The 17,795-nt window shown below is 67.5% G+C and carries 23 protein-coding genes and 1 pseudogene; 9 read left to right on the top strand and 15 right to left on the bottom strand.

Going from position 1 to position 17,795, the window contains the following annotated elements:
- Positions 1 to 4 precede the first annotated feature (4 nt).
- The 5 genes from ACFVJ5_RS07750 to ACFVJ5_RS07730 all read right to left on the bottom strand — a co-directional run bounded on the left by ACFVJ5_RS07750 (position 5) and on the right by ACFVJ5_RS07730 (position 3,281).
- Entirely contained in the window at positions 5 to 385 is a 381-nt protein-coding gene (locus ACFVJ5_RS07750) for an NADH-quinone oxidoreductase subunit A (protein WP_056819816.1), read from the bottom strand.
- Between the two features lie 371 nt (positions 386 to 756).
- The gene (locus ACFVJ5_RS07745) at positions 757 to 1,158 is read right to left on the bottom strand and encodes a hypothetical protein (protein ID WP_378991733.1); all 402 of its coding nucleotides are present in this window, start codon (positions 1,156 to 1,158) and stop codon (positions 757 to 759) included.
- Positions 1,159 to 1,250: 92 nt separating this feature from the next.
- Positions 1,251 to 2,447 carry a hypothetical protein gene (locus tag ACFVJ5_RS07740; RefSeq protein ID WP_379219085.1) on the bottom strand — a complete coding sequence of 399 codons (1,197 nt, stop codon included), beginning with the start codon at positions 2,445 to 2,447 and terminating at the stop codon, positions 1,251 to 1,253.
- A gap of 16 nt (positions 2,448 to 2,463) precedes the next feature.
- On the bottom strand, positions 2,464 to 2,799 hold the full coding sequence (locus ACFVJ5_RS07735; protein ID WP_379219084.1) for a thioredoxin family protein: 336 nt from the start codon (positions 2,797 to 2,799) through the stop codon (positions 2,464 to 2,466).
- Positions 2,796 to 3,281, bottom strand: a complete 486-nt coding sequence (locus ACFVJ5_RS07730) for a MerR family transcriptional regulator (protein ID WP_379219083.1) — start codon at positions 3,279 to 3,281, stop codon at positions 2,796 to 2,798. Before ACFVJ5_RS07730 ends, ACFVJ5_RS07735 begins: the two co-directional genes overlap by 4 nt.
- Before the next feature lie 126 nt (positions 3,282 to 3,407).
- Here ACFVJ5_RS07730 and ACFVJ5_RS07725 point away from each other — a divergent pair, with 126 nt between their 5' ends.
- Complete coding sequence (locus ACFVJ5_RS07725) at positions 3,408 to 4,487, top strand: class 1 fructose-bisphosphatase (protein ID WP_379219082.1); 1,080 nt, start codon at positions 3,408 to 3,410, stop codon at positions 4,485 to 4,487.
- Between the two features lie 31 nt (positions 4,488 to 4,518).
- Here the strand turns inward: ACFVJ5_RS07725 and ACFVJ5_RS07720 are convergent, their stop codons facing one another.
- Both ACFVJ5_RS07720 and ACFVJ5_RS07715 read right to left on the bottom strand, forming a co-directional pair.
- Positions 4,519 to 4,872, bottom strand: coding sequence for a PLD nuclease N-terminal domain-containing protein (locus ACFVJ5_RS07720; RefSeq protein WP_101468011.1), 354 nt, complete (start codon positions 4,870 to 4,872; stop codon positions 4,519 to 4,521).
- 7 nt (positions 4,873 to 4,879) lie between these two features.
- A complete protein-coding gene (locus ACFVJ5_RS07715) occupies positions 4,880 to 5,911 on the bottom strand; it encodes a hypothetical protein (RefSeq protein WP_379219081.1) in 1,032 nt (343 codons plus the stop codon).
- A 114-nt stretch (positions 5,912 to 6,025) separates the two neighbouring features.
- Between ACFVJ5_RS07715 and ACFVJ5_RS07710 the strand changes: the two genes are divergently transcribed.
- On the top strand, positions 6,026 to 6,622 hold the full coding sequence (locus ACFVJ5_RS07710; RefSeq protein WP_379219080.1) for a TetR/AcrR family transcriptional regulator: 597 nt from the start codon (positions 6,026 to 6,028) through the stop codon (positions 6,620 to 6,622).
- Here ACFVJ5_RS07710 and dinB read toward each other — a convergent pair.
- The 4 genes from dinB to rox form a co-directional block, all read right to left on the bottom strand.
- Entirely contained in the window at positions 6,619 to 7,854 is a 1,236-nt protein-coding gene (dinB, locus tag ACFVJ5_RS07705) for a DNA polymerase IV (protein WP_379219079.1), read from the bottom strand. The genes ACFVJ5_RS07710 and dinB overlap by 4 nt on opposite strands.
- Positions 7,855 to 7,887: 33 nt before the next feature.
- Entirely contained in the window at positions 7,888 to 8,361 is a 474-nt protein-coding gene (locus tag ACFVJ5_RS07700) for a flavodoxin family protein (RefSeq protein ID WP_379219078.1), read from the bottom strand.
- Positions 8,362 to 8,452: 91 nt separating this feature from the next.
- Entirely contained in the window at positions 8,453 to 9,343 is an 891-nt protein-coding gene (locus ACFVJ5_RS07695) for an RNA polymerase sigma-70 factor (RefSeq protein WP_379219077.1), read from the bottom strand.
- Between the two features lie 105 nt (positions 9,344 to 9,448).
- Entirely contained in the window at positions 9,449 to 10,888 is a 1,440-nt protein-coding gene (gene rox / locus ACFVJ5_RS07690) for a rifampin monooxygenase (RefSeq protein ID WP_379219076.1), read from the bottom strand.
- Positions 10,889 to 11,104: 216 nt separating this feature from the next.
- Between rox and ACFVJ5_RS07685 the strand changes: the two genes are divergently transcribed.
- The 7 genes and pseudogenes from ACFVJ5_RS07685 (at position 11,105) to ACFVJ5_RS07655 (ending at position 15,266) form a co-directional block, all read left to right on the top strand.
- The gene (locus ACFVJ5_RS07685; protein WP_379219075.1) at positions 11,105 to 11,482 is read left to right on the top strand and encodes a BlaI/MecI/CopY family transcriptional regulator; all 378 of its coding nucleotides are present in this window, start codon (positions 11,105 to 11,107) and stop codon (positions 11,480 to 11,482) included.
- Between the two features lie 68 nt (positions 11,483 to 11,550).
- A pseudogene (locus tag ACFVJ5_RS07680) lies at positions 11,551 to 11,739 on the top strand (winged helix DNA-binding domain-containing protein); the annotation flags it as partial.
- A gap of 58 nt (positions 11,740 to 11,797) precedes the next feature.
- Positions 11,798 to 12,664: a DNA glycosylase AlkZ-like family protein gene (locus ACFVJ5_RS07675; protein ID WP_379219074.1), complete on the top strand. Its 867-nt coding sequence runs from the start codon at positions 11,798 to 11,800 to the stop codon at positions 12,662 to 12,664.
- A 49-nt stretch (positions 12,665 to 12,713) separates the two neighbouring features.
- Entirely contained in the window at positions 12,714 to 13,793 is a 1,080-nt protein-coding gene (locus ACFVJ5_RS07670; RefSeq protein ID WP_379219073.1) for a dihydrodipicolinate reductase, read from the top strand.
- Positions 13,790 to 14,269, top strand: a complete 480-nt coding sequence (locus ACFVJ5_RS07665) for a carboxymuconolactone decarboxylase family protein (RefSeq protein ID WP_378991755.1) — start codon at positions 13,790 to 13,792, stop codon at positions 14,267 to 14,269. The genes ACFVJ5_RS07670 and ACFVJ5_RS07665 overlap by 4 nt, the downstream gene beginning before the upstream one ends.
- Before the next feature lie 98 nt (positions 14,270 to 14,367).
- Positions 14,368 to 14,778: an NUDIX domain-containing protein gene (locus ACFVJ5_RS07660; RefSeq protein ID WP_379219072.1), complete on the top strand. Its 411-nt coding sequence runs from the start codon at positions 14,368 to 14,370 to the stop codon at positions 14,776 to 14,778.
- Entirely contained in the window at positions 14,775 to 15,266 is a 492-nt protein-coding gene (locus tag ACFVJ5_RS07655) for a hypothetical protein (RefSeq protein WP_379219071.1), read from the top strand. Before ACFVJ5_RS07660 ends, ACFVJ5_RS07655 begins: the two co-directional genes overlap by 4 nt.
- A 9-nt stretch (positions 15,267 to 15,275) precedes the next feature.
- Here the strand turns inward: ACFVJ5_RS07655 and ACFVJ5_RS07650 are convergent, their stop codons facing one another.
- The 4 genes from ACFVJ5_RS07650 to ACFVJ5_RS07635 all read right to left on the bottom strand — a co-directional run bounded on the left by ACFVJ5_RS07650 (position 15,276) and on the right by ACFVJ5_RS07635 (position 17,763).
- The gene (locus ACFVJ5_RS07650; RefSeq protein ID WP_379219070.1) at positions 15,276 to 16,052 is read right to left on the bottom strand and encodes a MerR family transcriptional regulator; all 777 of its coding nucleotides are present in this window, start codon (positions 16,050 to 16,052) and stop codon (positions 15,276 to 15,278) included.
- A gap of 115 nt (positions 16,053 to 16,167) precedes the next feature.
- Positions 16,168 to 16,776, bottom strand: coding sequence for a serine hydrolase domain-containing protein (locus tag ACFVJ5_RS07645; RefSeq protein WP_379219069.1), 609 nt, complete (start codon positions 16,774 to 16,776; stop codon positions 16,168 to 16,170).
- Positions 16,713 to 16,919 (bottom strand): hypothetical protein, encoded by a 207-nt coding sequence (locus ACFVJ5_RS07640; protein ID WP_379219068.1) that lies wholly within the window; start codon positions 16,917 to 16,919, stop codon positions 16,713 to 16,715. The genes ACFVJ5_RS07645 and ACFVJ5_RS07640 overlap by 64 nt, the downstream gene beginning before the upstream one ends.
- Before the next feature lie 100 nt (positions 16,920 to 17,019).
- Positions 17,020 to 17,763 (bottom strand): alpha/beta hydrolase, encoded by a 744-nt coding sequence (locus tag ACFVJ5_RS07635; RefSeq protein ID WP_379219067.1) that lies wholly within the window; start codon positions 17,761 to 17,763, stop codon positions 17,020 to 17,022.
- Positions 17,764 to 17,795: the final 32 nt, after the last annotated feature.

Genomic DNA, 17,795 nt, shown 5'->3' with positions numbered 1-17,795 from the left:
CCACTCATTCCCAGCTGAGGCCGCCGCGACGCCACTCGTAGGCGTAGGCGACAGACACGTTGACGATGAACAGCGCCATCGCGGCGAGACCGAACAGCCCGAGCGTGTCGAAATGCACGGCCCACGGGTACAGGAACACGATCTCGATGTCGAAGATGATGAACAGCATCGCCGTGAGGTAGTACTTCACCGGAAAGCGCTGTCCCGCTGCATTTCCCGGGCCACCGGCGATGGCGTGCGGGGTCGGCTCGATGCCGCATTCATAGGGTTCGAGTTTGGCCCGGTTGTAGCGTTTCGGGCCGATCAGCGACGCCATGATGACGGAGAACACCGCGAACGCCGCGGCGATGGCGCCGAGTACGAGTGCGGGCACCTCGATATTCACGACTGCACTTCCCCTCCTCGCTGGAGCAGGCCGAGCCGTGTGGCCCGGCCGCGGACGGCAGCTTTCGGCGAGACGGGGCCGACAACGTTGTCCGCCGAACCGGGGCTCGCGCAAGGCTGTGCAGCGATGGCGGAGCGTTATACAAGAGCCCGTGCTCGTGTGAGCTAGAGCACAGACTACCGCCGTTTCGGGGGTCCGCCGCACGTTTCCGGGGTGGGGTTTGATCGATATCGGTACCGCGATTCATGAGCGATACGGGGGTAATCGGCTGCGGGCATGCGGCAGCGAACCACTGGCGTTACCAGTGGTGATAGATAGAAAGGTGCGAAGCGGACTATCCGACAGGTCGGGACGATGCCGGATGGTCCTGTTCAGCGGGCGAGCAGGATGCCCGCGACCGCGTTGGTGAGCTGCATGGCGTCGATCGGGTGTGAGACGGCGGCCTCGGCGCGCGACCAGTTGGCCAACCAGGCGTCATCGGGTCGGCCGGTGAGCACCACCACCGGCGGGCACTGATCGATCTCGTCTTTGAGCTGTTTGGCGATACCGAGCCCACCCGTCGGGGCGGATTCACCGTCCAGGATCGCCAGATCGATCCCACCGGCATCCATCTGCTCGATGACCACCGGCGCGGTAGCGACTTCGAAGAATTCGAGCTCCGGTAGATCGGCGCGCGGCTTACGGCCCAGCGCGAGGATCACCTGTTGGCGGGTATCGGCATCGTTGCTGTAGACCAGCACGCGCAGAGGGGTGGAACCATGGGATTCGGCCACGCTCGGATCGTACGTCCGAGGGTGGCGCCACCGTGGCAGGTTCGCCGGATCGACCAGTCGCGCAGTGGTATCAGCGACGGCGTGCCCTGCGCTCACGACCGCGGTGGTAGATCGAACTCGCCGCGGATGTCGGTGAACAGGGTCTCGACGTCTGGGCCGAAGGTGATCGCGGCTTCGGTGATCGCGGAGAGCGCGCCCTGCAACGGATCGGTATGCCGCGCATGGAAAACCGTGTTGAGGGCGAAGTGTGGGCGACTGATGTTGCCGCGGTCGTAAGGGTTCGGCGTCGGGGTACGGGCCTTCGACACCCGCACGACGCTGCTCTGGAAGCTCGCCTCGTCGGGTCCGTACTGGTCTTTGTCCAGCCGTGCGAACGCGGCGTCGTTGTCGTGGAAGGGTTCGGGCAGCGGTGCACCCGATGCGAGCGCGTCCAGCGCCGGACGCACCCAGACGCGATCGCTGAGACCGGCGAGGCCGTAGGCGCGCCGTGCGCAGTACTCGGCCAGTCGACGCAATTGCATGGCGCTCATGGCGGCTATCGACTCGGCCATCGCACGGTCGTAGCCTGCGAGTTCGCGTCCGTGATAGGTGTTGGCGAAGGCGGGTATCGGGTCGCCACCCCATTCGGCGCGGTCTCTGGCCTCGGCCCGGAGCTGCCGATCCGATTCGGGCTCGGGCAGATTCTGGGCAGGCTCGATCGGCGGCGCTTCGCTGTTGGCGGGAATGCCGTAGCCGGGCATGTCCCACTGTCGGGCGGGTCGAGGAGCGGTGCCGTCGTCGGGCCAGAGCCGGATTCGCCAGTGATCGCCGGGGGTGGTGTCGCCGGGCCAGCCGTAGTTCGCGAAACCTGTTCCGGCGATCTCGACAAGGTAGTCGCCGGGCGGCACGGGTGCGTCGGCCCAGCCGTCGACGGGGGAACTGATGGTCAGCCCGTGCTCGCCGATGTGCAGTCGGGCTTCGCTGACCTGCTGCCACTCGCCCTCGTCAACCGGTCGCCGATCCCACACCTGTACGTGAATCGGCATGTCGAAGTTGTTCTGGTGCGGGCTGAGCACCACCACGGTGTGTCCGTCGCCCGCCGACGGCCTGTCCGCATGCGCGGCGTCGAGCAACGCGAGCTCGACACCCTCCTCACCCTCCCCTCCGTGCAGGATGAACTGGCCGTAATCGAGCATCAGTTCCAGGCGATGCTCGGCAAGGAGGTGCGAGGGTTCGGTCACGTACGAGATCGTGGCACAGCCCACCGACAGCGATCCGGCGTCGATGGCGTTGTCGCCCAGTGCAATCACCGAGATCAGTGATCCACTACTCGTCCAACTCGGCGAGGAGCCGGGCTTTGGAGCGGGCGCCGACGAGGGTGCGCAGCAGTTGGCCGTCGCGGAAAAGCAGCAGCGTAGGAGCGGCCATGACCTGGTAGGTGCGGGCAGTGAGTGGGTTCTCATCGGCATTGAGGGTGCGGACGGCTAGCGTGTCCGCACGTTCGCGGGCGACTTCGGCCAGCACCGGCGCGATCAATTTGCACGACGGGCACCACGTGGCCCAGACGTCCACGAGAACGAGGCCGGGGTGGGTGAGCACGTCGCGGTCGAAAGTCTCATCGGTCACCGCCACGGTGCCGACGATCGCAGAACTCAGGGTCATCGTGATTCCTTCGGTTCGGTGGGGTTGTCGTGTGTTCGCTCGGCCTGTGGCTGGGGCGTCCCATCGCGACCTGATGAGGGCTGCAGTGCGGAGACCGCCGTCGGCCACGGGAGCGTTCGCGTGGTGCTGTGACGGTGTGCGGCCTCGCGGAGGCGATCGGTGAGGGCGTCTCTGCGGGCGGTGAGGGCGTCGATTTCCGCGGTGAGTGCGTCGATGGTCCGCTGGTATTCGGCCAAGGACGCGGGGCAGTCGTCGACGTGTTCGCTGCCTGTCGCCAGGCAGTCCAGGAACGGGCGCGTCTCCTCTACCGGGATTCCCAGACGATTCAGGGATCGGATTTCCCGCACCAGCCGGACGGTGTGGTCGTCGTATTCGCGGAAGCCGTTGGGGTGCCGTTCCGGTGCGACCAGCCCCAGTGCCTCGTACCGCCTGATGGCCTTGGGGCTGAGCTGAGCCAGCCGCGCAAGCTCTCCGATCCTCATTCAGCGAATGTAAACGCTGCCCCCAGGGGCAAGGTCAAGTGAGAGTTCACATTGCCTATCGGCGGGCCGTGAGCCATTCTGGAAAGGGCAAGGGACGCACCGGATTTCGCAGGGGGTCGTGACCGAATGCCGAATGGACTGAAAACGCTGACCCGGTACACGATCGAGGAAGAGCATCGGCATCCCGGTTCGTCGGGGGAGTTCTCCGCGCTGGTGAATGTGGTGGCGACGGCGGCGAAGATCATTGCCAATCAGGTGACGCGGGGGGCGATCATCGGGTCGGGGGTCGAGGACGAGACATCGGTGAGTGGGCGGCTCGATGTGTTGACCGATGAGATCATGGTGGGGCAGACGCAGTGGTCCGGTCATCTATCGGGGTTGTTGTCCGAGCAGCATGCGGCCGTGCTGCCCGCGACGCAACGGCGGGGGAAGTATCTCCTGGCCTATGACGCGCTGGACGGGTCGAGCAATATCGACGTGAATCTGCCTGTCGGTTCGATTTTCAGCATTCTGCGGGCGCCGGAAGAGGTTGTCGCCGGCGACGCGGAACCTGCCGACACCGACTTCCTGCAGCCGGGTGTGGAGCAGGTGTGTGCGGGGTTCACGCTGTACGGGCCCGCGACGATGTTGGTCCTCACCACGGGCAGCGGCGTCGACGGGTTCACCCTCGATCGGGAGATCGGCGCGTTCGTGCTGACTCATCCGCAGATGCGAATCCCCGAGGACACCTCGGGTTTCGCGATCAATGCCGCCAATGAGCGGTTCTGGGAGCGGCCGGTGCGCCGGTATGTGCTCGAGTGTTTGGAGGGAGTCGACGGGCCGCGCGGGCGCGATTTCAATATGCGGTGGGTGGCGTCACTGGTGGCCGACACCTTCCATATTCTGACCAGGGGCGGGCTGTATCTGTACCCGCGCGATACGCGCAATCCCGCACAGCCGGGCCGTGTCTCGCTGCTGTACGGGGCGAACCCGATCGCGTTCATCGTCGAGCAGGCGGGTGGGGCGGCGACCACCGGGCACGAGCGCATGATGGAGGTTCCCCCGGCCCAGGTGCATCAGCGGGTGCCGTTCATCTTCGGTTCCCGCAACGAGGTGCTGCGCATCGAGCGGTATCACCGGGAACCGGACGCGGGCAAGCGGTTCGACAGTTCACTGTTCGGGACGCGGTCGTTGTTCCGGCCCGCCAAACACGATCAGCGCACGTAGATGCGCGATCGCCACAGTACTTCTCGGGCGATCAGGCCGGGTCCTGGTCGCGTTCTTCCTGTTGCCTGCGGGCCTCGCGACGCTGCTGTTCGGCACGTTCGCGCAGGCCGCGGAGGAAGGCCTCGTCGTCGTCGGGATTCGACGCGACCCGGCGACCGGGGCGATCGTATTCACCGAAGCGGGTATTCGAGACAGGTCCGGACTCACCGACCGGCCTGCCCGCGAACAGCCACAGCAGCGCACCGATCGTCGGGATCAGCACGACGACGATGATCCACCCCATTTTCGGCAGGTGGCGGATGCCCGCGTCGGGGCTGGTGATGATGTCGACGAGGCAATACACCCACAGGGCGAGAGTCAGAAAGCCGATGACGGCGTATGGCATTCGGCGATTATTCCACGCCTGCTCGCACGGTGGATCCGTAGTGGTCGGCGACTGCGGCGAAGGCGAGCTTCGGCTCCCACGCCAGGCCGGGATAGGTGTGTCCGGCGCGGTCGAGAACCTTGACGATGCCGTAACTGGCGAGGTCGAGATCGTCTCGGGGGTCGCCGTCGGGGCGATGCGGCATGTCGTAGAGGGCGAAGAGGAACACGAAGGCGCTGTCGATACCGCTGTCGTCGAACAGTTCCAGCAGTTCACGCAGATAGGCGGCCTGGCCTGCTTCGTCGCGGAGGCAGGTGGCGCGCAGGCGAATCGGGCCGGGACCGTACTCGACGATCTCGAGTCCGCGCGCACCGACATCGCCGGCGCCGTGGAAGCTCGCGGCACCGAATTCGGTGATGGCCACGGGTTTTCCCTGCGCGACCAAGTCCCGGACGCCGTCGGCGAATCGGTCGGCGACCTCAGCCGAGCGATACAGGTCCAGCGACACGAAGTCGAACGGTGTCCAGTCGACACGTTCCAACGGCACCGCGGCGTAGGTGATCTTGCCGCCGAAGCGTTCGCGAAACAGCGGCACCGCGGCGCCGAGGAAGTCGTTGATGTGTGCGCCCACCTCGCCGACCAATCCGGGCAGCGCGTTCGGCACGGTCAGTGCCGCGACTCGTTCGTCGAGGCTCGCGCCGGGCAGGAAGCCGATGTTCATCAGGCTCAGCTCGGCACCGGCGACGAACACGACCTCGGCGCCGCGCTGCCGGATGCGCTCCGCGCGCTCGGCGCAGTCGGCGAAGAGTTCGAGCATCTGTGCCGTGGTCTGTTCGAGGGGGTACGGCGAGAACCAGACCTCGAGGCCCAGGTCGGCGGCGTAGGCGGCGGCGCGTTCGAGTCGGTCGGGGTCGCCTCCGACGATGCGGACCGCCGTGCAGTGCAGTTCGTCGCGGATGATCCGCAGTTCCTGGCGGACGATGTCAGGGTCGAAGTGAGGGCGCGACGACTGGCCTTCGCGGATGAAGCCCGTGTCGTAGGTGATTCCGTTGGCTCGCACGATGAAGTCCTTTCACGAAACGAGGGTACTAGCCGTACCGTATATGGCATGCGAGCTGGTTACAAGACCGAACGTATAAGGTACTGTCGTACGAAATTCGGGAGGAGATCGACGATGGCGGACCCTGGCAAGTCCGGTGCAACGCGCAGGCGGGGTGCCGACCTCGAGGACGCAATTCTGCGGGCTGCCGCGGCTGAACTCGTCGAGACCGGCTACGCCGGGCTGACCATGGACAAGGTCGCCCAGCGCGCGGGGACCAACAAGAACGCCATATACCGGCGCTGGCCGAACCGACTCTCCCTCGGCATCGCCGCGTACCGGCAGCTGGCGACCACCGTCGATGTGCCCGATACCGGTGACATGCGCGAAGACTGCCTCGAATTGCTGCGGCGGGCCAATCGGCATTGGAGTTCGGCACTCGGTGCGATCATGCGCGAACTGCTCGCTGCCGCCGGTGGCGCCGCCGAACTGCTGGCACAGCTGCCCGAACAGTCGGCCGATGGAACGGCCGCGATGTGGTTGACGGTGCTCGGGCGCGCGGTGGCGCGCGGTGAGGCGGCGCCGGAGTGCCTGCATCCACGGGTCGCCACGGTGGCGGTCGTGCTGCTGCGCAACGAGTTCGTGCTGCGTGGAGTGCCGACCGCTCCCGATGAGGTGCTGGTCGAGATCGTCGACGAGGTGTACCTGCCGCTGGTTCGCCGGCGCGGTTAGTCGGGCAGGAGCGGGACCGAGAGGCCTTCGCCGCTGCGCAGGAGTGCGGCGCGGGTGACGGCGGTGGAGCCGAAGCGGCGGCGCAGGTCGTCGAGGGTGGCGTCGAGGGTGTTCTCGGCGCGCGCTTCCAGCGGCAGGGTGAGTTGCATGGTGTCGGCGTCGTCGAGGTTGGTCAGCGAGAGGCCGATCAGGGTGATGCCGCGTTCGGTGATCAGTGGTTGGGCGGTGTGCAGCAGCAGGCGGGCGGCGTGGCGGATCGCGGTGGAGGCATCGGTGGCTTCGACGAGGGTGTGCGATCGGGTGGCACGGGTGAAATCGTCGAACCGTAGGCGCAGCACCACTGTTCGGCAGACGCGGTCGGCGGCGCGCAGGCGGCGGCCGAGGCGGTCGGTGAGGCCGTCGAGGTAGGCGGCGATCTCGTCGGGGTCGCGGGGGCGGCGGCCGAGGGCGCGTTGGGCGCCGATCGAGCGCCGGCGTTTGCCGGTTTCGACGCGGCGTGGGTCGCGAGCCCAGGACAGGGCGAACAGGTGACGGGCCGCGGCGGGGCCGAGAATGGCGCGCAGGTGGGGTTCGCCGAGTTCGGCGAGCTGACCGATGCGGGTGATGCCGTTGGCGTGCAACGTCGCCGAGGTGACTTTGCCGACGCCCCATAATCGCTCCACCGGCAATGGATGCAGGAAGTCGAGTTCTTTGCCGGGTTCTACAAGGCGTAACCCGTCGGGTTTGGCGACGGCGGAGGCGACCTTGGCGAGGAATTTGTTGCGAGCGATGCCCACGGAGATGGGCAGGCCGACCCGGTCGGCCACCTGCGCACGCAGCCGGTGGCCGATGTCGATCGGCTCGCCGCTGACCCGGCGTAGCCCGCTGACGTCGAGGAACGCCTCGTCGATCGAGATCCCCTCCACCACCGGGGTGGTGTCGTGGAATACCGCGAATACCGCCTTGCTCGCCTCGGCGTAGGCCGACATCCGTGGCGGCACCACGATCGCGTGCGGACACAGGCGCAGCGCCTGGCCCGCGTTCATCGGTGTGCGGATACCGAATGCCTTGGCCTCGTAGCTGGCCGCCAACACCACCCCGCCGCCCACGATGACCGGTTTGCCGCGCAGCCACGGCTGGTCACGCTGCTCGACCGAGGCGTAGAACGAGTCGAGGTCGGCGTGCAGGATCGAGGCCTCGGCGCGGGACTGGATACGCGGGCGACGCGGGGTGGCGGAATCGGACACGAACATATGTTCGCATCGGGGTCTGACGAGTTCGGTTCGTCAGGATGTAGAAGTGGTCCTGGCCTGCAGGTTCTCGGCGAACGCCCGCGCGGCGGTGATGTCGGCGGCGTCGGGGTGGCCCTTGCGGATGCCACCGATCAGGCGCAGCGGCAGCCAGGTGTCGAAGCCTCGGCAGTCGAAAGCGTCGACCACGTCGAAGCCCTTCTTCTCGATGTCCCGGGTCAGGGTGGTGACATAGCGGCGAAACGGCGGTTCGGGGAATCCGCTGGTACGGAAAACGAACGCCTTGCCCTGGTGTCCGGCCGGCAGCGAGGCGATGAATCGGCGCAGTTCCGGATGGAAAGCCATGTTGTAGATGCCCGAGCCGAAGCCGACGAGGTCGTAGTCGGCGAGCTCGGCCGGATCGATGTCGGCGGGGGCGACGACGCGGCCGCCGAGCACCTCGCCGATGGCGTCGGCGACGCGCTGGGTGTTGCCGTGCGACACCGACTTGCACACGAGGATGACCTTCATGGGGATGGTCCTTTCGTTCCACTGTGTTGCTGGACACTCTCGGAGACACCGCTCGGGGTCCCAGCGTGACACGCAGTTGCTGTGCCCTCCGTCACAGCGTGCGTTCGGCGGCGATCTCGAGGGTGCGCACGACATCGATGGACCGCAGTTTGTCGGGGTTGCGGACTGCGTAGAGCCCGGTGATGAGGTCGTCGGTCAGCTCGACCACCAGCACCGTGTCCAGATCGCCGTTCTTCGATCGGGCGATCACCGTGGGCTGCGCGTTGAAACTGCCGAATTCGACCGTCGCGCCAGCCATCGAGTTCTGGGTCAGCCCGATCAGGAACAGGGCGACGGGCTCGGCGCCGATGATCGGGTGGCGCGCGGCACTCACGCGGCCACCGCCGTCGGAGATCTGCAGGACGTCGGGCGCGAGCACCGCCATGAGGGCGCTGACGTCGCCGGTGTTCGCGGCCAGCAGGAATCGGCCGATCACCGCGCGGCTGGTGTCGGAGTCCGGTTGGAAGCGCCGGCGCCGCGACGCGACATGCGCGCGGGCCCGGTGGGCGATCTGCCGCACGGCGGTGTCGGATTTATCGATCATCTCCGCGATCTCGCGATAGCTGTGGCCGAACACCTCCGACAGCACGAACACCGCGCGCTCGGTGGGACCGAGAGTTTCCAGCACGAGCAGCATCGCCATCGACACCGATTCGGCCAGCAACACATCCTGTCCCGCGTCGGGCGCGGTGCGGATCGGTTCGGGCAGCCAGGTGCCGACGTAATCCTCGCGGCGGCGCCGGATTGCGCGGAGGTGATTGATCGCCTGACGGGTGACGATCTGCACCAGGTACGCGCGCGGATGCGTCACCTCCGTCGCGTCGCGCCAGCGAAGGTAGCTGTCCTGCAACACGTCCTCGGCATCGGCGGCACAGCCCAGGATTTCGTAGGCGATCGTGAACAGCAGTGGCCGGAATGTGGCGAATGTGTCGGACTCGGTCATCGGGCCACCTCGGCGCGCCTCATACGCCGATGATTCCGGGCGACAGCGAGTCAGCGCAACCACGCTGTCGCGCAGACGATCCCCGTGGATGCTGCGGACGACACCTCATATCGCTGCGGTGCTGTCACCCCGACCGAACCAGACAGGCAGGTGGTCGAGGAGATCCTGCTGATCTCGACCGACCCACGCCACATGCCCGTCGGGGCGAAGCAGTACCGCGGGGGCATCGAGCTCTTCGCTGACATCGACGATGTGGTCGACCCGATCCGCCCATCCCCGCACGGAGAGGTGCCCGGTCTGGTCGAGCAGGAGTCCGCGGCCCGCGTGCATCTGCGCGTAGAGGCGACCGCGTTCCAAGGCGATATCGCGCAATCGACGGCCGAGTAGTGGGTCGCCCTCGCCGAAGTCGTAGCGGATTCCGATGGCGATGATCTTCTCGGTGAGATAGCGGCTCACCTCGTCGAATTCCATCAGCTGCGATACCAGCTTGCGCACCGCCTGTGGTCCCGCGTCGAGCGACATCAGCTCCATCTGGGCGCGGGTATTGTCGAGCACGTCGGCGGCCACGGGGTGACGTTCGGTCTCGTAGGTGTCGAGCAGGCCCGGTGGCGCCCAACCGTTGATCTCCGCGGCCAGCTTCCAGCCGAGGTTGAACGCGTCCTGCACGCCCAGGTTCAGACCCTGTCCGCCGGTGGGCGGGTGGATGTGGGCGGCGTCGCCTGCCAGCAGCACGCGGCCGACACGGTAGTGCTCGGCTTGGCGGGTGCCGTCGCCGAAACGCGACAGCCAGCGTGGCGAGTGCGCACCGAAGTCGGTGCCCGCGGTGGCGATGAGCTGTTGTTTCATCTCTTCGAGCGTGGGCGCGACAGCCCGGTCCTGCGCGACTCCGGCCGCGGGAGCGAGGACGCGGTAGACCCCGTCGGCCAGCGGCATCGCGCCGAATCGCAGCTGGGTCTTGCGGACTTCGGTCATCACCTCGGTGATCGTCTCCGGTGACGCGGTCAGTTCCATTTCGCCGAGCAGTGTCTCGACCCGGCTCGGTTCACCAGGGAACGCGACGCCGAGCAGTCTGCGTACGGTGCTGCGACCACCGTCGCAACCGACGAGATAGCGCGCACGTAACCGGGTGCCGTCGCCCAGTTCGACGGTGACCGCGTCGTCGAACTGGTTCACGCCGACCACTTCGGTGCCGCGCCGGATCTCGACGCCGAGCTCGGTGGCGTGCTCGCTCAGCAGCTGATCGGTGCGGGGTTGTGGGATGGCCAGGACATAGGGGTGGGCGGTGTCGAGTCGCTCGGGCGCCGGTTTGGGAATGCCGGCGAAGAACCCGCCGAGCGGATGTCGGCGTCCGAGCGCGAGGAACCGGTCGAGCAGGCCACGCTGATCCATGATCTCGATACTGCGCGCGTGCAGACCGAGCGAACGGACGATCTTCGTCGGCTCGTCGTCCTTTTCCAGCACGACCACCCGCACCGCGTGCAGCCTCAATTCGGCGGCCAGCATCATGCCGGTCGGTCCACCGCCGGCCACGATCACGTCGATCATCGAGTACTCCCCTTCGACAAGATTTCTGCAGGTTGCGGGCTCGCCGAGAGATTGTGCGGCATTACCGGGGTCTTGCCGCAAGCCCGGGGGTGCGCTATACATTGGAGGTGGCAAGGAGTGGTTTTCGCTTCTTGCCATTGCCATGCTCGCGACTCTCACCGAGGCGGTGCCGGTACTGTGAAGCCGGTTCGGGCAAGGTGAAGGAGTCGGTCGGCGGTGCGTGGTTTCGGGGATCTCGAGGCAGTGCTGATGGATCGGCTGTGGGACCGCGATGTGGACACCACCACGGTGCGCGAACTGTTCGACGAACTCGCGACCGAACGCGACATCGCCTACACCACCGTGATGTCGACGATGGACAATCTGCACCGCAAAGGCTGGCTGGCCCGCGAGCGTGAGGGCCGCGCGTACCGGTACTGGCCGACGGTGACCCGCGAGGAACACAGCGCCCGGCTCATGCACGAGGCGCTCGGTGTGGGCGGGCGCTCCGACCTGGTCCTCAACTGTTTCGTCGACCGGATCAGCGACGACGAATTCGCGGGATTGCGAGCCGCATTGCGCCGTGTCGCCACCCGGCGGACCGAGGCGAGCTAGCCCGTTCGTGTCGGAGTGATCTGATCTGATGGGGACTCCAACGGGATCGGTCACGGGGATGGGGACGCATGCTTAGTGTCGGATGGGATCAGGTGTTCGCCTGGCGGCTGGGCCGCCAGTTCGTCGCGGCACCGACCGCGAGCTCTGCCGAGGATGTGGCGGCTCGGTTGGCCGGGGTGCAGGCACAGGTGGCGTCGGCCGCGGAGATGGCGGTGGCGGTGCGCAGTGCCGATTCCCGCGCGCTCGGTGTCGGTGAGGCATTGGGCGCGGGCACGCTGATCAAGACCTGGGCGATGCGCGGCACCCCTGCACGCGATGGTGCCCGAGCAGGCCGCGGCCGCGCTGTCGCTGATCGGATCGGCGCGGACCTGGGAGAAACCGTCGTGGCAGAAGACGTTCGGCGCGACCCCGGAGCAGGTGGCCGGTCTGGTGGAGGTGGTGTCGGGGGTCCTGGCCGGTCAGGTCCTGACCCGGGACGAGCTGGTCGACGCGGTACTCGCCGAACCCGGCTTCGCCCACCTCGGTGAGCAGTTGCGCTCGGGCTGGGGTGCGGTGCTCAAACCGTTGGCCTGGCAGGGCGCGCTGTGTCACGGTCCCGCGCGCGGGACCAAGATCACCTTCACCGCACCGGCCGACCTGGCTCCCGGGTGGAAGGGCATCCCGGAACCCGATATCGCCGCACCGGCGCTGATCCGCGCCTATCTCGGCGCGTACGGTCCCGCGACCCCGGAGGCCTTCGACGCGTGGCTCAGTCGCAACAGCGTGCGCAAAACCGTGCTGCGCGGGTGGTTCGCGGCGATGGGTGACGCGCTGACCGAGGTCGACGTCGAGGGGCGGATCGGCTGGATTCCGAGCGAGTTCGCCGACGATCTCGCCGCGTCGACTCTGGACGGCGGTGTCCATCTGCTCGGTCCGTTCGACCAGTACGTGCTGGGACCCGGTACGGCCGATACCGCGCTGCTGCCCGCCGAACATCGGTCGAAGGTGAGTAGGACGGCGGGGTGGATCTCGCCGCTGGTGCTGGTCGACGGTCGCATCGCGGGCACGTGGGAACAGGTCGACGACGAGGTCGTGGTGTCGATGTTCGACGCGCGCAAGGTCGCGAAGCGCGACCTGACCGCAGCGGTGAACCGGCTGGCAGAGGCCGTGGGCGCACCGGGGCTCGGCGTCCGCGCGAGTTGAGATTTCGGATACGCCAGACGACGAACCAAGCGCTTGCTACGGTGGCTCGATGATCCCCACGATCGTCTGGGGCACCGGAAACGTCGGCCGCGCGGCCATCCGTGCCGTGGCTGCCCATCCGGCGCTGAACCTCACCGGGGTGCTCGTGCACAACCCCGACAAAGTCGGCCGAGACGCGGGCACGCTCGCAGGCCTCGACACCGAATTGGGGGTGGCCGCCGGCGACGACATCGACGCGCTACTCGCCACCGGACCCCAGGCGGTGGTGTATGCGGCGTCCGGAGATATCCGGCCCGATGACGCGCTCGCCGACATCGTGCGGGCGATCCGCGCTGGCGCCGTCGTCGTCACCCCCGCGCTCTACGCCCTCTACGACCCGCGCAACGCACCGGCCGAGATGCGCGAGCCGGTGCTGGAAGCCATTGCCGCTGGCGGTGGTTCGCTGTTCGTCTCCGGGGTGGATCCCGGCTGGGGCAACGATGTACTGCCGCTGTTGATCAGCGGGCTCGCCGCCACCGTCGACGTGGTGCGCTGCCAGGAGATCTTCGACTACTCCACCTACGACCAGCCCGACTCGGTGCGCTACCTCGTCGGGATGGGGCAGCCGATGGACTACCAGCCGCCGATGCTGATGGCGAGCGTGCCGACGATGGTGTGGGGCGGCCAGATCCGGCTGATGGCCAGAGCATTGGGTGTCGAACTCGACGAGATCCGCGAAACCGTCGACCGGCGCGCCCTCGACACGACCGTGCAGACCACCCAGATGGGGGCGTTCGACGCGGGCACGCAGGGCGCCGTGCGGTTCGAGGTGCAAGGCATCGTCGACGGGCAGGCGCGCATCGTGATCGAGCACGTCACCCGCATCCATCCCAGCTGCGCACCGGACTGGCCGACACCACCCGACGGTGACGGCGCCCACCGGGTGATCATCGAGGGTTCGCCACGCATCGAGGTCAGCGTCGAAGCGACCGACGAAGGCGGCAATCGCGCGGCGGGTGGAAACGCCACGGCGGTGGGACGTTTGGTCAATGCCATCGACTGGCTGGTCGAGGCGCCGCCCGGTCTCTATGACGCACTCGATGTGCCGCTGCGCGCCGCGGTCGGCAAACTCGGAAGGACACCACGATGATCATCGACATTCCCGAGGGCAAAGATCCCATCGGCTACGTGTGGGGCGAGATGGTGCCCGGCATCGGCGTCGCCGCGGCGGCGTTCTCGCTGTCGGTCTACGAGCACTCCACCCTGGGCCTGCGTGAATTCGAAGCGGCCCGGCTGCGGATCGCCCAGATCAACGGCTGCCTGTTCTGTCAGGACTGGCGCACCGAACGCGACGGGCAGAAGGTCGAAGCCGAGTTCCCCGATGCCGTCACCCACTGGCGTGACACCGACCGGTTCGACGAACGGACCCGCCTCGCCGCCGAATACGCCGAGCGCTACGCCACCGACCACCATGGCCTCGACGACGAATTCTGGGCCAGGATGTTCGCGGAGTACTCCCAGGCCGAGGTGGTGGAGCTGAGCATGAGCATCGGTTCCTGGCTGGCGTTCGGCCGCCTCAACCGTGTCCTCGGGCTGGACACCGTGTGCGTGCTGCCCGGCCACTGACCGCCGGGTGCGCCAGACGTAGCACCGCCTCGCCGACGGCCGGGGGCCAGGGACTGGGCGACACTGTCGCGCCCGCGGCGATTATGCTGCGGGCCGTGATGGAACCTGCGCGAGAGCAGCTCATCGATACGGTGGCCTGGGTGCTGATCGAGAACGGTCGCATCCTGTGTGCCCGCCCGCGCGGCAAGGACGTGTTCTTCATCCCGGGCGGCAAACGGGAAGGCGTCGAGACCGACCTGCAGACCCTGGTCCGTGAGGTCGCCGAGGAACTGACCGTCGAGCTCACGCCCGAGAGCGCCGCCCACGTCGGCACCTACGAGGCCGCGATCGCCGACGGGCACGACACCGTCGTGCGGATGGCGTGCTACACCGCCGACTACCGCGGGGTGCTCACGGCCAGCAGCGAGATCGAGGCACTGGCCTGGTTCGGATTCGGTGACCGCGATCTGGTTCCCCCGGTCGACCAGTTGTTGTTCGACGACCTCGCGGCGGCCGGGTCGCTGCGGTGATCGGCGCGGTGGCGCGGTCGGCGTTCTACGAACTGCTGGCACTGCCACTGGCCTTCACCCGGGTGCGGACCCGGTTGCGGGTGCCACGACTGCTCCTGCGCGAACCTGTCGGCGCCCACAATATTTCGCTGCGACGCTGCCTGATCCAATCGGTGCTGTCCGGTGGTGTCGGGCTGCTCGGCTGGTTCCTCGCGATGCTCAGTGTGCTGGTTCTGGTGCGCGGGCTCGCCTATCCGCTGGTCGCCGCCGACGGTTACGAGACCTCGTGGGGCGGGCCGACCCTGGCGGGCGCGTGGCTGGTGCACGCGGCGCTGGGTGCGTTGATCGCGCCGGCATTCGTCGCGGTGATCGCCCTGTTCGGCCGGTTGCAGCTGCGGGTGACGCGGACTGTGCTCGGCGGTGACCGGTCGTGGTGGGCGATACCGGTCGCCCTGGTTCTCGCGGCGGCCGGCGGGTTGTTCTTCGTCGCGTGGGTGCACCAGATCTGACCGTGCGGGTCAGCGGGATCCGGGGATGTAGACGCCGGCGGCGCGGAGTTTCGCCTCGACGAGGGCCGACAGCCGGGCCGAGGCTGATTCCCGCTCTTCACCGTGGTGGCGGATCAATTTGTAGCGTGTCGCGGCTTCTGTGCGGGCTTGCAGGCCCGTCACGATCTTCAGCTGTTCGGGGTGGGCGAGGTAGTGCTCGGCCAGCGCGGTGGCCACTTCCTCGACACGCGGGTCATCCGGTTCCCAGGTGACCGATTCCGAGGCACGCCTGCTCAGGGCGAGGAATTCGGTGTCCTCGAGGGCGTTCTCGACATTGGTGAGGTAATCGTCGAAGCCCTCCGGGACCAGCGCTCGGGCCAGCACCCACCCTTCCCTGGCCGCCGCCACCTCCGCCGGGGGAAAGCCGAGGCCGGGCAGGCGCGCGAGCAGCTCCACCGCGCGGTCGGGCAGCAGTGCGCGGTCGCCGTCGGCCAGCCGGTGCAGCGTGTCTCGGCGCACGATCAGTTCCTCGATCCGCTCGGTGAGGCGCCGTTCGACGTCGGCGAGCTCGGTGGCGAAGGCATCGGCGTCGGCGTCGAGCAGTGGTCCGATCTCGGCCAGCGGTACTCCGGCGGCGGCGAGGGTTCTGACCTGCACCAGCCGCAACAGCTCGGCGGAACCGTAGCGCCGGTAGCCGGAGCTGTCGCGGGCCGGTTCGTCGAGCAGACCGTTCTTCTCGTAGTGCCGCACGGTCTTGATCGTGACACCGGCGAAAACTGCGGCCTGGCCGATCGTGACGCCGTTCATCATCTGCTCAGTCCGCCTTGTTCGAGGTAGTCCTACTCGGAAAGTTGACCTTGAGGGTGCGTCGAGGTCAAGCATCCGGGGCCGCGCCCGGCTCGGCGAGGCCTTGAAGGCGCGTTCACGCCGTGGCGGCGCCGAACACTTCGTCGAGCAGTCGCTGTGTCGCGGCCTGGAACGTCGTCGACATCGACAGGTCGGCGTCGTCGATGTAGTTGAGTGCGGCGGTCATGGTCTTGGTGCCGTCGAGCGTGCTGTACATCAGCGCCGCATGACCGCCGTGGCCGCCGTTGTGGGTGATGACGGTGCCACTCGGGGTCTCCTGGACGAACACCCCCAGGCCGTAGCCGACCTTGGCTTCGGGGGTGAGCATCTCGGCCAGCAGCGGGGCGGGCAGCAACTTGCCGCGCAGCAGTGCGGAGAGGAAGGTGTGCAGGTCCTTGCTGGTCGAGATCATGTCGCCACCGCTGGAGATCCAGGACGGGTTCTGGGAGGTGACGTCGACCGTCTTCTCCACCCCGGCGTCGTCATAGCGGTAGTAGGCGTGGGCGTGCGGTCCGCCGATCTCGGTCGAGGTCTCCGGCACCACAGTGTCCGAGAGCCCGAGCGGACCCAGGATCAGCCGCTGCATCTCCTCGGCCAGCGAGTGACCGGTGACCGCCTCGATCAACAGCTTGGCGAGCGCGTAGTTGGTGGGCCCAGCTCGCTGAGCCCGGCGGTGCCGACCCACTCGCCCTGCCCGTCGTCGACTCGCACGTGCAGGCCGACGAAACCGGTGGCGACGATCTCCTCGATGGTCTGCTGCAAGGTCGGATAGTGCTGTGCCGCACCGGTTGTGGTGGTGGTCGCTGTGGTTCTCGTGTTCGAAGTCATGACATGAGCGTCCACCTTGACCCAAGGTCAACCACAAGAGTGATCTGGGTCACCCGGCGTGGCCGAGTCGGACGGGATCGGACCCGGCCACGCCGGCGCGTCAGGCTGTTCGGACCAGATGGCGCGTCAGGAATTCGGTGGTGGTGTCCAGTTGGAAGGCCGGAACCTCGGCGTGCCCACCGGGGTTCGCGTGCAAGGTCTTCTCCGCCGAACCGAAGGCATCGAACAGGGCTAGCGCACTGTCACGGTCGACGTATTCGTCGTTCCATTGCAGGAGGAACTCGACGGGAACGGTGATCGAGGCGGCCGCCTCGATCAGGGATTCGTGACCGAGCAGACCGAAGACGGCGGCGGCGATCCGGGGGTCCGCCGCGGTCAGCGCGACACCGATGGCAGTACCCAGCGCGGTGCCACAGTAGGCGATGGGGGCATCGACGCCGATGCTCGGCAGTTGCTGCAGTGCGTCGATGGTCGCCCGCCACTCGGGGACGGCGCGGGAGGCCAGAGAAGCGTTGTACTCCACGATGATCGGTGCGACCGGCTCGCCCGCGGCTTGGGCTTGTCGCAGCGTGGCGATGATCTGGTCGTCCGCGGGAGTTCGTGGCCTGCCGCCGTGGCCGGGGGCGTCGATCGCGGCGACGGTGAAGCCGCAGGTGGTGACGAAGTGCTGAGCGCGGGCCACGATGCCGGGTGCCTGTTTGTGCTGACCTCCGCCGTGGCCCATCAGCACCACGGGTGTGGCGTCGGAATCGGCTGCGGAAGACCAGAATACGCCGGTGATCTCACCCAGGGTGAAGTGGTTTTCGACGACACCGTTCGACGATGCCTGCGCGGTGAAATGCATGGTTGTGCCCTTCGGGATTGCCTCGTGGGGGC

This window comes from Nocardia sp. NPDC127606, from assembly GCF_042671725.1.
Classification (GTDB): domain Bacteria; phylum Actinomycetota; class Actinomycetes; order Mycobacteriales; family Mycobacteriaceae; genus Nocardia.
This window is presented reverse-complemented; position numbering and strand designations above follow the sequence as displayed.

Excerpts from the sequence above, each read along its gene's own strand:
- ACFVJ5_RS07735 (WP_379219084.1), bottom strand. The coding sequence starts at position 2,799 with ATGACCCTGAGTTCTGCGATCGTCGGCACCGTGGCGGTGACCGATGAG.
- ACFVJ5_RS07730 (WP_379219083.1), bottom strand. The coding sequence starts at position 3,281 with ATGAGGATCGGAGAGCTTGCGCGGCTGGCTCAGCTCAGCCCCAAGGCC.
- ACFVJ5_RS07725 (WP_379219082.1), top strand. The coding sequence starts at position 3,408 with ATGCCGAATGGACTGAAAACGCTGACCCGGTACACGATCGAGGAAGAG.
- ACFVJ5_RS07720 (WP_101468011.1), bottom strand. The coding sequence starts at position 4,872 with ATGCCATACGCCGTCATCGGCTTTCTGACTCTCGCCCTGTGGGTGTAT.
- ACFVJ5_RS07710 (WP_379219080.1), top strand. The coding sequence starts at position 6,026 with ATGGCGGACCCTGGCAAGTCCGGTGCAACGCGCAGGCGGGGTGCCGAC.
- dinB (WP_379219079.1), bottom strand. The coding sequence starts at position 7,854 with ATGTTCGTGTCCGATTCCGCCACCCCGCGTCGCCCGCGTATCCAGTCC.
- ACFVJ5_RS07700 (WP_379219078.1), bottom strand. The coding sequence starts at position 8,361 with ATGAAGGTCATCCTCGTGTGCAAGTCGGTGTCGCACGGCAACACCCAG.
- ACFVJ5_RS07695 (WP_379219077.1), bottom strand. The coding sequence starts at position 9,343 with ATGACCGAGTCCGACACATTCGCCACATTCCGGCCACTGCTGTTCACG.
- rox (WP_379219076.1), bottom strand. The coding sequence starts at position 10,888 with ATGATCGACGTGATCGTGGCCGGCGGTGGACCGACCGGCATGATGCTG.
- ACFVJ5_RS07675 (WP_379219074.1), top strand. The coding sequence starts at position 11,798 with ATGGTGCCCGAGCAGGCCGCGGCCGCGCTGTCGCTGATCGGATCGGCG.
- ACFVJ5_RS07670 (WP_379219073.1), top strand. The coding sequence starts at position 12,714 with ATGATCCCCACGATCGTCTGGGGCACCGGAAACGTCGGCCGCGCGGCC.
- ACFVJ5_RS07665 (WP_378991755.1), top strand. The coding sequence starts at position 13,790 with ATGATCATCGACATTCCCGAGGGCAAAGATCCCATCGGCTACGTGTGG.
- ACFVJ5_RS07660 (WP_379219072.1), top strand. The coding sequence starts at position 14,368 with ATGGAACCTGCGCGAGAGCAGCTCATCGATACGGTGGCCTGGGTGCTG.
- ACFVJ5_RS07650 (WP_379219070.1), bottom strand. The coding sequence starts at position 16,052 with ATGAACGGCGTCACGATCGGCCAGGCCGCAGTTTTCGCCGGTGTCACG.
- ACFVJ5_RS07640 (WP_379219068.1), bottom strand. The coding sequence starts at position 16,919 with ATGACTTCGAACACGAGAACCACAGCGACCACCACCACAACCGGTGCG.
- ACFVJ5_RS07635 (WP_379219067.1), bottom strand. The coding sequence starts at position 17,763 with ATGCATTTCACCGCGCAGGCATCGTCGAACGGTGTCGTCGAAAACCAC.